This window comes from Bacteroides sp. AM16-24, from assembly GCF_003471885.1.
In the GTDB taxonomy this organism is placed as follows: Bacteria; Bacteroidota; Bacteroidia; order Bacteroidales; family Bacteroidaceae; genus Bacteroides.
The window spans coordinates 1-12,988 of record NZ_QRKI01000026.1 but is presented as its reverse complement, the minus strand read 5'-3'; the positions used below and the strand labels follow the sequence as shown (position 1 = coordinate 12,988).

Annotated in this window: 6 protein-coding genes and 1 pseudogene; all 7 read left to right on the top strand. The window is 37.1% G+C overall.

Annotation, left to right across the window (positions count from 1 at the left end):
• Nucleotides 1-2,777 (top strand): TonB-dependent receptor (locus DW182_RS20715; protein WP_147400145.1); only part of this gene is annotated, 2,777 nt, incomplete at its 5' end.
• A 33-nt stretch (nucleotides 2,778-2,810) separates the two neighbouring features.
• On the top strand, nucleotides 2,811-4,253 hold the full coding sequence (locus DW182_RS20710) for a RagB/SusD family nutrient uptake outer membrane protein (protein ID WP_021967101.1): 1,443 nt from the start codon (nucleotides 2,811-2,813) through the stop codon (nucleotides 4,251-4,253).
• A gap of 19 nt (nucleotides 4,254-4,272) precedes the next feature.
• Nucleotides 4,273-5,157 carry a Calx-beta domain-containing protein gene (locus DW182_RS20705; RefSeq protein ID WP_007667324.1) on the top strand — a complete coding sequence of 295 codons (885 nt, stop codon included), beginning with the start codon at nucleotides 4,273-4,275 and terminating at the stop codon, nucleotides 5,155-5,157.
• A gap of 75 nt (nucleotides 5,158-5,232) precedes the next feature.
• Nucleotides 5,233-7,023, top strand: a complete 1,791-nt coding sequence (locus tag DW182_RS20700; protein WP_021967100.1) for a M6 family metalloprotease domain-containing protein — start codon at nucleotides 5,233-5,235, stop codon at nucleotides 7,021-7,023.
• A 7-nt stretch (nucleotides 7,024-7,030) separates the two neighbouring features.
• On the top strand, nucleotides 7,031-7,675 hold the full coding sequence (locus DW182_RS20695) for a hypothetical protein (protein ID WP_118296685.1): 645 nt from the start codon (nucleotides 7,031-7,033) through the stop codon (nucleotides 7,673-7,675).
• A 372-nt stretch (nucleotides 7,676-8,047) separates the two neighbouring features.
• A pseudogene (locus DW182_RS20690) lies at nucleotides 8,048-11,071 on the top strand (SusC/RagA family TonB-linked outer membrane protein); the annotation flags it as partial.
• Nucleotides 11,072-11,093: 22 nt separating this feature from the next.
• Nucleotides 11,094-12,737 (top strand): RagB/SusD family nutrient uptake outer membrane protein, encoded by a 1,644-nt coding sequence (locus tag DW182_RS20685; protein ID WP_118296684.1) that lies wholly within the window; start codon nucleotides 11,094-11,096, stop codon nucleotides 12,735-12,737.
• Nucleotides 12,738-12,988: the final 251 nt, after the last annotated feature.

The following is a 12,988-nucleotide window of genomic DNA, read 5'->3' as shown; positions in this document are numbered from 1 at the left end:
AGACTTTGCAGGTTTCGTACATTGGTATGCAGACACAAGAAGTGGCAATTAAACGCAATCTAAAGATCGTGCTTAAGGCAGATGCTGCTATGCTTGATGAAGTAGTAGTAGTGGCTTATGGTGCTGCAAAAAAGAGTTCGTTAACCGGTTCTGTTGAAATAGTAAAAGCTGATCAGTTGTCAAAAGTACCGGTAAACAGTGTAGACCAAGCATTACAAGGTAAAGCAGCAGGTGTGCAAGTAACTGCTGCAACTGGACGTCCGGGAGCAAGTGCTAATATTAAGATTCGTGGTACAAGTTCTATATCTGCCGGTAGTGATCCACTATTCGTAATCGATGGTGTACCTGTTTCTTCTGCAGATTTTGCAGCACTAAACTCGAATGATATTGAATATATGTCTGTATTGAAAGATGCATCTGCAACCGCAATATATGGTTCCAGGGGCTCTAATGGTGTTATTCTTATCACAACCAAGAAAGGTCAAAGTGGTAAAACTACAATTGACTTAAAAGCCATCTTTGGAATTTCTACCAGAACCTTATCTGATAGTGATTTTACAATGATGAATGCACAAGAAAAGCTTACTTATGAACGTCAGCTAGGTATTGGCCGCGGTTCATCTGGCGGAGCTAATGGTGGAGCAATGACTGATGCTGAAATTGCTGCTGCTAAAAATACAAATTGGGCTGATGAAATTTTCCGTACCGGTACTACACAGTCTTATGAATTGAATGTGGCAGGAGGTACTGACGCTACTCGTTTCTATTTATCAGGCCAATATTTTGATCAGGATGCTATAGTACCTGGTTCTTACCTTAGAAGAAGTACATTGCGTGCTAATCTTGAGCATAAAATTAAAGATGTAGTGAAAATTGGCTTTAATTCTTCTGCAGGTATTTCCAAGGAAGGTTTGCTAAGAACAGACCGTAATGCTTTGAATCCGTTCAACTATATCTTTAACGCTAATCCTTATGATGCTCCTTATAACGAAGATGGTAGCTATAATACTGACATGAAGGTTGCTGGTAATCAAATTAATATTTTTGAGAATATTGCAAATAATCCTGCAAGCTTAAGTAAACTTAAAATTATTGCAGCTTTCAATTTGGAATGGAGAATTTGGGATCAGCTCAAATATACAACGGTAGCAGGTGTAGATTTTACTCAATATCAAAACTACCAATTTAATAAACCGGAATCTCAATTATCACAGATTTTAGGTTCACCTTATGGTTATCGTAACGATCGTATTCAACAACGTTCTACTTGGGTATGGACCAATATGTTGAGTTATGACAAAACTTTTAATGATGTTCATGAAGTAAAAGCTGCAGCTGCAATGGAAGCTCAATCCAGCCATTACCGTACACTGACAGCTTCTGTTAGTGGTTTTGCAACTGGTAAATTGGATGCTATTTCAGTTGGAGCAACAGATAAAGATGTAGCAGGAAATACTACTGATTGGAGAATGCTTTCATATCTGGCAACTGCCGGTTATACTTATGATAGTAAATACATTATTGATGCAGCAATTCGTTGGGATGGTTCTTCACGTTTTGGAGCAGATAACCAATATGGTATGTTCTGGGCTGTAGGTTTAGGCTGGAACATGGAACGTGAATCATTCTTGCAAGATGTAAGCTGGCTTACTCGTTTGAAAGTTCGTGGTAGTGTAGGTACCAGTGGTAATAATAACATTGGTGATTATGCTGCACAAGGTGTATATGGTTATGGTAGCTATAATGGTGCATCAACTGCTTATCCTGCACGTTTACCGAACCCTGACTTATCTTGGGAAAAGAGTATGCAGGCATCTGTGGGTTTGGATGCTTCTTTGTTCGATTCACGTTTAAACGTTACATTTGATGTCTACCAACGTAAAACAACCGATTTGTTACTTTCAACTCGTTTGTCTATGACTTCAGGGTTCTCAAGTCGTATTGATAATGTTGGTGAATTGATGAACAAAGGGTATGAACTCTCTATCAGTGGTGATCTTATCAGAACCAATGACTGGAAACTGACATTGAATGGAATGATTTCTCAAAATAAGAATGAAATCAAAAAATTATATAAGGGAAATGATATTTCTGTTGGTTGGAATAACCTGATTAAGGAAGGCTATCCTATCAATGTCTATAAGATGGTTCGTTGGGCTGGAGTAAATCCTGCCAATGGTGACGCTTTGTACTATACTGCAGATGGCAGAATTACCAATACTTACAATTCAAATGACGCTGTAGTTTTAGATGGTAAGACTCCTGACCCCAAATATTTTGGTTCTTTTGGTGCAAATCTGTCATATAAAGGATGGGAATTAGCTGCAGATTTCTACTTCTCTGGTGGAAATTATATCTATAATCATATTCGTTTCTTTACGGAAAGTGATGGTGCACAGTATGGTAATAACCAAGATAAGAGTATGCTGTATGACCAATGGAAAAATCCGGGAGATATAACTAATGTGCCCAAACAAAGTATCAACAATAGTTCTTATCAGTCTACCAGATATCTGGAAGATGCTTCATACTTACGTTTGAGAAACTTAACCTTGGCATATACTTTCCCGAAGCAATGGCTAAAGGTAGCCCATGTAGAGAAGTTACGACTTTTTGCACAAGGTTTGAATCTGTTTACTGTAACAGGATTTAAAGGACTTGACCCTGAGGTAGGTGATTCACCTGCAGGTACAGGTGCAGGTGCTACAGGTGGTGTTCTTGACTTTAGCTACCCGGCTTCCAGAACGATCATGTTCGGTATTGAAATAGGTTTCTAATTATTATTTATGAATTTCAAAAAAGACACTCGTATGAAATTAATTAAAAAAACAATAATACCAGCAGTTGCTCTTTTTAGTTTGTCACTGACCGGATGTTCTGGTTTTCTGGATACCACTCCTCATGACTCTCTGAATAGTGACAATGCACTAGAGTCTATGCAAGACTTTGATAATACAACCAATAGTGTATATGAATCAATTCGTTCGGCATCTTATACCACCGAGTTTATGTTGATGGTTCCAGACGTTATGTCCGATAATCTAACATTGAATCGTGACGGCCGTTTGATTTACAATGAATTTGCCGATTTCAAGTTTTACGCTGATACATATGGTGTAACTGGTATGTGGTCTGCTGCTTATAATGGTATTTTAGGTGCTAATGAGGTTATTACCCGTTTGGATGGTATGGAAATAGCTGAAGCAGATAAAAAGTTAGGTGCCAACCTACTTGCTGAATGTCTGGCTTTACGTGGCATGATACATTTTGATCTGGTACGTTTATATGGTAGAAACTATCAGCAGGCTTCTGACGGTGATTTAGGAGTTACTTATAAAAAAGATACGGAAACTGATTTTCCGGCACGTAATACTGTGAAAGAGGTATATACATGGTTGGTAGAAGATTTGGAAAGAGCGAAAGGATTGATGAGCGATGATTACAATGCTAAAATCAATTATCGCTTAAATAAGAAATCTGTTTGTGCTATTTTGGCACGCGTGTATCTAACAATGGGTGAAAATCAATTAGCTGTAACAAATGCAACAGCTGCTATTACAGGTGATGGCTCTGATATGGCGGATACTCAAGGTTTCAGCAAAGTATATACTACCAGTATGGCAGTTCCTGAGGTTTTATTCCGCATAGCACTTAAATCAGATGATGGAATTCTACCTGGCAACAGCTGGGGACAGGGTGCTACAACCAGCTATGTAGGTAATTATTCTGTTTCTTGCGGATTAAGAGAACTGTATACAACCACTGACTGCCGTAATTCTGTTATCAAAATGGTTACCAGCGAAAGTGGTGATTGCAATATGGTATGGAAATGGGCTAATGGTGGTGCCTCTGCCGGTCTGGTTGATATTCCTCTTATACGTACTGCAGAAATGTACTTGACTCGTGCAGAAGCTAATTACAATTTGAAGCAGTATACTCCTGCTTTGGCAGACTTGAATATTGTACGCTCAAAACGTTATTCAGATTATGAAGCAGGTAATGAAAGTGGTGAGAGTTTGGAAAAAGCCATTCAGTTACAAAGACGTTTGGAACTGGCATTTGAAGGGCACCGTTTCTTTGACTTAAAGCGCAGACATGAAGATTTGGAGCGTGATGGTTTAGGTTTCTTAGCTGATGGTACAGGTGCTCCTGCCGGTGCTCAAGAAGTATCTGCAGACAGTCCTTACTATCTCCTGCCTATTCCACAAAGCGAAATAGATGCTAATGAGAATATGATTCAAAACAAGTATTAATTTCTAAAAACGGAAACAAATGAAAAAATTGACATATTTAATATTGGCTGTCGGGTTGTTGTTTACTTTTGCTGCATGTGATGATAACGAACCACAATCATTCAGAGCGGCAGATTCTAACGCAAGTTTTCCGACAACGACAGCTTCAGTAGATGAAAATGCTACCGAGCCCCTTCAAATCCCTCTTGCTTTAGCAGGGATTAAAGGGAGTGGAAAAGTAACGGTAACCCTTACAGCTTCTTCCGAAGGAGAAAGTAGTCCGGCCATTGAAGGAACAGACTTTGTTATTGAAAACAAAGAGATTGTTTTTGAAGATGGTTGTGGAGTACAAAATGTAATTGTAAGACCGATAGATAATGATGTCTTTACCGGAAAAAAGACTTTTAAAATTATTATCTCAGCGACATCTCCTAAATTACTAGAATCTGAACAAAATAGTGTTCTCGTTACGATTGTAGACGACGAACATCCGTGGGCAGCTATAATCGGAACTTATAATATAACTGGTATTTCTGCTTTCGATGAAGTTACTCCGGTAAGCGTTCCAGCAGTAATTAGCGCTTCTGATGAAGATACGAACGTATTAAATGTGAATTTTGGTTATGGAACTCTTGCCAAAATGAGTGTGGAAGAAGTAGATGGGGAAATTGTGGTTGCAATGAAAGATAATCAATATATAGGTCCTATGCCGAAACCTACAGATGCATGGAACCGTTACTTCAGGGCCACTCATGTAGAGGGAGAAGATTTATATACAGTGAGTGCTTTAGCTGGAATTTTTGAGAATGGAGTAATTACGTTTGAATATGGATTTGGATTCCAAGCAATTCATCCATCTACAGGCGCATCTGGTGGCTTCTTTACCTTACTTATGGATGGCGTTGTAGCTACGAAAGCAAAATAATTCCTTCCTTATAGTCATTTAAGAATAAGGTCACCTATTTGATGGGGTGACCTTATTTTGTTTAAAATCAATAATATGATAAAGAAAAGATTACTTTTGATTTGTTTTTGGTGCAACATTTTCTGCTGGATGTATGCTGCTCCTTTTAGCTTTCTTGAAACAACAGTTACCCAACCTGATGGAAGTCAATTAACGCTGTATGCTTCAGGGGATGAGTTTTACCATTGGGTGCATGACAAAGATGGTTATACAGTATTGCAAGGAGAAGATGGTTACTGCTATTATGCTGAGAAAAATGATATGGGAGAATTGGTTCCTTCACCATTTTTAGTAGGAAAAACATCGATAGCTGATACAAAGCTCAAACCTTGGTTAAAAATTTCCAAAGAAAAATATGATGTTCGTCGTGAACGTTTGCAACCTTTATCGCGGACAAGGGGAATGTTTCAACCTCAATATGCTTCTCATAAAAAGCCTTTGAATAATATTGTAATATTTATATCTTTCCAAGATGCTACTACTTTCTCAAAAAAGAGAAGTGTATACGACAGCCGCTTTAATAGTACTACCTCTTCTACAGGTTCCCTTAAGGATTATTACTTAGAAGTTTCTTATGATAATTTGACTATCCAGTCTCATTTCTTTCCTCATGCTGATTTAGAAGCTAATAATGTGGGTTATGTAGATTTTCATAACAGAGGTTTCTACCGGGCTTATAATGCAACGACTAATCCGGATGGATATAAAACCAGTGAAGAATCTACAATGAGAGAACATAATCTTGTTCAGAATGCAGTTGATGCAATGAGAAGTATTATTGAACAAGAGTTTACTCCAGATGAAATAGATAATGATAATGACGGATATGTTGATAATATCTGTTTTGTTGTTCAAGGAAATAGTGACGGATGGAGTGATTTATTATGGGCACATCGTTGGTCACTTTATACAAAAGAATGCTATATACATGGCAAGCGTGTAATGGATTATGTTTTTCAACCGGAAAACCAAGTAACTGTTAATACCCTCTGCCATGAAATGTTTCATGCTTTAGGAGCTCCGGACTTATATCATTACAGTGAAGAAAGTAAAACTCTAGACCCTGTTGGTGCTTGGGATTTAATGAATAGTGGCTGGTGTCATATGGGAGCCTACATGAAGTGGATGTATGCAGGTAAAAGTTGGATTACTGAAATTCCGGAAATTACGACTACCGGTAGATATTCATTAGTACCCCTTTCTCAAGGTCCAGATAACTCTTGTTACAAAATAAATTCATCCAATGCGAATGAATACTATGTTTTGGAATATAGAAAGAAAGAAGGAAAATACGAAAAGAACATTCCAAGATCCGGTTTATTAATTTATAGAATCAATACAACTGTATCTAATGGTAACCGGAATGGTCCTCCTGATGAGGTCTATATCTATCGCCCTTATGGTTCCTTAGTTGAAAATGGTTTTCTAGACGAGGCTGCTTATCAAACAAACGCTGGAGCAGTAATGACGGATAAAACCTATCCGAAACCTTTCTTATCTGATGATAGTGATGGAGGATTACGTATCACAAACTTAGTTGTAGAGAATGATAAACTTAGTTTTGATATTAATATCACTACTACAGGTGTTGAATCAGAACAGGAAACCAGTTCTTTCAAAATATATCTGGAAAGCAAAACATTAATAATTCATTCCAATGAGTTAATTAAGGATATCGTTGTTACAGATCTCTCTGGAAAAGGTGTTATGAAATGGGATAATGTAACTCAACCCATATCATTGCAACAGCTTTCCTCTGGAGTTTATATTGTTTCTGTTACTTTAGCTAATGATACGACGTATCAACAAAAAATCATTTTAAAATAATAATAGTATGACGTCTATTTCTAATAAGATAATTGTATTGTGCTGTTGTTTTGTAAGCACTACTTTGGCATGGGGGCAAAATGGTAAACATTTTGTTTTTCCCGAATATCAAGAAGGGCAGATTGTCTATAAAAATAAGAAAGTTAACAAAGTAGAGTTGAATTATAATAAGGCAACTGAAGAAATGATCTATACTGGTTCTGACGGTAAGAAAATGGCTCTTCATCCTATTGACCAAATTGATACTATCAATTTCGGGAAGAGGAGTTTTATTCCTTCAGGGAATAGTTTTGAAGAAGTTTTATTGTCAGGAAAGTACCCTTTGTATGCATCCTATTGCTGTCGTTTGAGTATTGGTGCTCAAAATATTGGTTATGGTAGTTCTTCTACAACGGCTATTGATAATATTTCCTCTCTTAATACGGGTGGAGAAATGTATCAGTTGAAATTACCAGAAAATTATAAAGTGGAACCATATACTATATACACCATAGAAATAAATGGAAAACGTGAGCGTTTTAGGAGAATAAAAGAAGTTATAAAAATATTCCCTGAACGAAAGAAAGAAATCATGAGCTTTCAGAAAAAAAATAAGTTGAAGAATGATAACGAGGGTATTATCCAGGTAATTCAATATATTTCTTCTCTGTGATTTAGTAGGTTCTGATAGAAATAGTGGACTTTATAATAAATAACTTACACATAAAGCGGGAGGCATATTCTAAATGATATGCTTCCCGTTTTTGTTTTGGATTACAGCTATATAGATAATTATTTTCCAACAATATGCTATCTAAAAGACTTTTAGTTGTAAATTAATAATGCAAACTACAACTATATTTCTATTTATATGCTTAATAATTAGTAAGTTAGATTTATTATTAGGATATATACGGTAGATCATTATGATAATTATATTAATATATATGTCTTATAATCAATACAATAGTATATACAAATATTCGATTTATGGGTTCTTTTTGTTTTAGTAAATCGCTTATAATTAGATCAATAGCTATATTGTAGTCCTGCGAAGACTTTGCAGATTTCGTACATTGGAATGCAAGCACAAGAAGTGGGTATTAAACCTACTGTGAAGGTTATTATGAAGTCTGATGCTGAGATGCTTGACGAAGTAATGGTGGTTGCTTATGGTACCGCGAAGAAGTCTGCATTTACAGGTTCTGCTTCAACTATCAAAGCAGATAAGTTGGCAGAGCGTCAGGTCTCTAATATAACTAATGCACTTTCAGGTCAGGTGGCTGGTGTACAAACAACCAGCGGAAATGGCCAACCGGGTACCGGGTCTACTGTACGTATTCGTGGTATCGGTTCGATTTCTGCCAGTAATAATCCATTATATGTAGTAGACGGTGTACCTTATGATGGAGATATTTCTGCTATTAACTCTCAGGATATTGAGAGTATGACAGTTTTGAAAGATGCAGCTTCTAATGCTTTGTATGGTGCACGTGGTGCGAACGGTGTTATTTTGGTAACTACTAAAAAGGGGGCTTCCGGAAAAGCTGTTGTTAACGTTGATGCAAAATGGGGTACAAATAGACGTGGGGTTCCCAGTTATGACGTTATGACCAATGCTAATCAATATGTTGAAACCTATTATAAAGCAATGCTTAATGGCTGGGCAGGTGGTGACCCCAATAAAATTGTTGATTATGCAGGAGATGGTTCTGTGATGATTTCTGGTAATAACCTAGTTAATGCCTTGATTTTTGGCAGTGACTATCTGGGATATCCTATATATACAACGCCGAATGGAGAAAATGTAATTGGTATGGATGGTAAAATTAACCCTAATGCTAAAATTGGTTCTGTTTATGGTGATTATTATGTAACACCGGATGATTGGGAAAAAGAATTGTTTGATAATAGTAATTTGCGTCAGGAATATAATGTTAGTATTAGTGGTTCAAGTGATAAGATGACCTACTATATGTCAGCAGGTTATCTGGATGACAGTGGTATTATTCCGGGCTCTGGTTATTCTCGTCTCTCTACTCGTTTGAAAGCAGACTATAAGGTACAAGAATGGTTGAAAGTAGGTGCAAATTTCTCATATGCCAATGTAAAGAGCCGTTATCCTGATGAACAAACAAAGACAGGAAGTAGTATGAACTTGTTTTATATTACTAATAATATAGCTCCTATTTATCCTCTATATATTCGTAATGCAGATGGTAGCATTAAACAGGACAGCCGTGGTTATACAATGTACGACTATGGTAATGGTATGTATAACAGGCAGGTGAATGGAAAGACTGAGGCTTTGAATCGTCCATTCTTGTCCAATTCTAACCCTGCTTCTTCACTACAGTTGGATAAACGTGAATTCTTAATGGATATTCTTAGTGCGAAAGGATTCGTTGAAATTGAGTTTATGCCAGGTTTGAAAGCTACTGGAAACTGGGGTATGGATTTGGATAATACTCGTTATTCAGAGTTGGTTAACCCGTATTATGGCCAGTATGCTTCAGAAAGTGTTGGCGGTCTTGTTTCTATGGAGCACTCTCGTACTTTCAGTGTAAACCAACAGTATTTGCTTACCTATAAGAATAATTTCGGGATACACAATATAGATTTGTTAGCAGGATTTGAATCTTATAATTATAAATCTCAGTATTTGTCCGGTAGTAAGCAGAAATTGTATAATCCTACAATTATAGAAATAAATAATGCAATCAAGACTCCAGCTGTTTATTCTGCAACTACTAATTATGCAACTCAGGGTTTCTTAGCACGTGCCCAATATGATTATGATAGTAAGTATTTTGCAAGTGCTTCTTATCGTCGTGATGCTTCTTCTCGCTTTCATCCTGACCACCGTTGGGGAAATTTCTGGTCTGTAGGTGCCAGCTGGTTGCTGAATAAGGAGGCTTTCATGAGTGATTTAACATGGATTGACATGTTGAAGTTTAAGGCTAGTTATGGTGTACAAGGCAATGATAATATTGGTAATTATTATGCTTATCAAGATCAGTACTCTGTATCTAATAGTAATGATGATTTCTCTGTTTCTCTTGCATATAAAGGTAATAAGAATATCACTTGGGAAACGTCTCATAGCTTCAATACTGGTTTTGATTTCGAATTCTTTGACCAACGTTTGAACGGTACGATCGAATATTTTAGCCGTAAGACTACGGATATGTTGTATAACAAACCAGTTAATCCGTCAGTAGGCTATTCTGCAATTCCAATGAATGTAGGTTCTATGATTAATCGTGGTGTTGAACTTGACTTGAATGGTGATATTATCCGTACTAATGATATTACGTGGAGTGTAAACTTCAACTTGACTCATTTTAAGAATAAAATCCAGAAACTGCATCCTGATTTGAATGGCGAATTGATTGATGGTAGCCGTATTTATCAGGAGGGGGAGTCTATGTATCAATTCTATTTGCGTAAATATGCAGGTGTAGATGAGGAAACGGGAGTTGCTCTTTACTATAAAGATATAACAGATGCGAACGGTAATGTTACTGGTCAGGAAAAGACTCAGAATTGGTCAGATGCAACTCGTCATGCAACGGGTGATATTCTTCCGAAAGTATATGGTGGATTTGGTACTCGTTTGAATGTTTATGGATTTGATTTTGCTATTTCATTGGCTTATCAATTAGGTGGTCGCGTGTATGATAATGGATATGTATCCTTGATGCATGCAGGTGATGATCCTGGACAGAACTGGCATAAAGATATTCTGAATGCATGGACTCCGGAAAATAAGACAAGTAATATTCCGCAGATCAACGTATTTGCGCAGTATGCCAATTCTTTGTCAGACCGGTTCCTGACAAGCTCGGATTATCTAAGTATTAATAATATTACGGTAGGATATACATTACCTAAAAACTGGACCCGCAAAATGTTAATCAGTTCTATGCGTATATATATGGCTGCTGACAATGTTGCTTTGTTCAGTGCACGAAAAGGATTGGATCCTCGTCAGAGCTATACAGCATCAAGTGCTGATGTGTATTCTCCGATACGAACTATTTCTGGTGGTATAACCCTTTCTTTCTAACCCCTTTAAAAAGCAAGAAAATATGAAAATAAATAAGAGTATATTGTTACTTTCATCTGTTTTTGTAATGGCTGCGTGTGATCTGGATAAGTATCCTGAAGGCTCGACCATGACGCAAGACCAAAAAGATGAAGTTATCTCCATGATTCCGGAACGTATTGAGTCTGAGTTGAATGGTTTAAAAAGTGGATTGAATGTTTTAGGAACATTGGGTAATCCTAACTCTACCGGTTATCATTTTGACTATGGTTTCCCGGCTATATGTATGATTTACGATCAGGCAGGGCAGGATATGACTTGCAAGAATGATGCTATTGGTTACAATAAATATATATCCCAGCAGAAGTTCAGAGACCGTATAACTACTTCTGTTTTTAATGAGTTTATCTGGAAGAATTACTATAACCATCTGAAAACAGCAAATGACTGTATTGCAACATTGTCGGCTGCTTTCCCTGAAGATAAACGTACTGCTAAAGTAAAGAATTACTTTGGGCAGGCATTAGCTTCACGTGCATTCGATTATTTACAACTGATCCAGACTTATCAGTTTACTTATATTGGTCATGAATCAGCAAACGGTGTACCTTTGGTTCTGGATACAATGACAGATGATGAGAAATTAAACAATCCTCGTGCAACAGTAGAGCAAGTTTATACTCAAATTATGTCTGATTTGAATACTGCAATTTCTTATTTGGCAGAAAATCCTGTTACTCGTAAGGATAAAGCACAAATAACGGCAGAAGTTGCTTATGGACTTCGTGCGCGTACTAATTTATTAATGGGTAATTGGGCTGCTGCTGCTTCAGATGCTGCTAAAGCATGTGCAGGTGCTCGTCCTTACTCTATGGAAGAAGTTAGTGTTCCTAGATTTTATGATGCCAGTGATGCCTCTTGGATTTGGGGGATTGTGATTACTTCAGAAGATGGAGTCGTGAAAACTGGTATTGTAAATTGGGCTTCTCATCTTTGTTCACTTACAGGTATGGGATATACTACTGCAGCCAGTGCTACAGATGTGTCATTTAGGGCTATTAATAATAAATTATGGGCAGAGATATCAGTGTCTGATGTTCGTAAGGCATGGTGGGTGGATGATCAGCTTCATTCGGATGCTTTGGTTAATGCGTATGGAGCTCAGAATGCTTACGGATGGGCAAATGGACTTTTTGGTTCAACAATATTCTCTCCATATGTAAATGTTAAGTTTGGTCCTGAAGGAGGGCAGATAGCTAATTCTGACAATGCACAAGACTGGCCTTTAATGCGTGTTGAGGAGATGTTATTGATTGAGGCTGAAGCTACTGGTAGAGATAATCTTGCTGCCGGTAAACAGAAATTGGAGGCTTTTGTAAAGGGGTATCGTGATGCTACGTATATTTGCAATGCAACTAATTTAGACGAATTTATAGATGAGATATGGTTCCAACGTCGTATTGAATTATGGGGCGAAGGGTTCTCATTATTTGATGTTTTGCGTTTGAAGAAACCAATTAAGCGTATTGGCACTAATTTCCCAGCAGGTAGTACATTTGCAGATATTGCTGCTGAATCCCCACTTTTGATCTATACAATTCCTGAATGTGAAACTGCAGTAAATAAAGCTATTACTCCTGCAGATAATAATGAAGTAGCGATTCCGCCGACACCTGTTCAGAATTAATGATTAAGTAAGAAGCATTAATATAAAAATTACTTATTGAGTATTAGAAATATGCACCCCAAATGTCGATATCGCCTTTGGGGTGCTTTTTTTAATACACTCTTGTCTTTGTTAATATACAAAATAGTAGATGAAAATATTTGCAGTGTATCGAATTTCAGTAAATTTGCAATTTTCTTTTAATTATTCTAATAAATGATGTAATCATACTATTTTCCGCCACGACAATTTTATCGGCTGTCTTTCAGCCG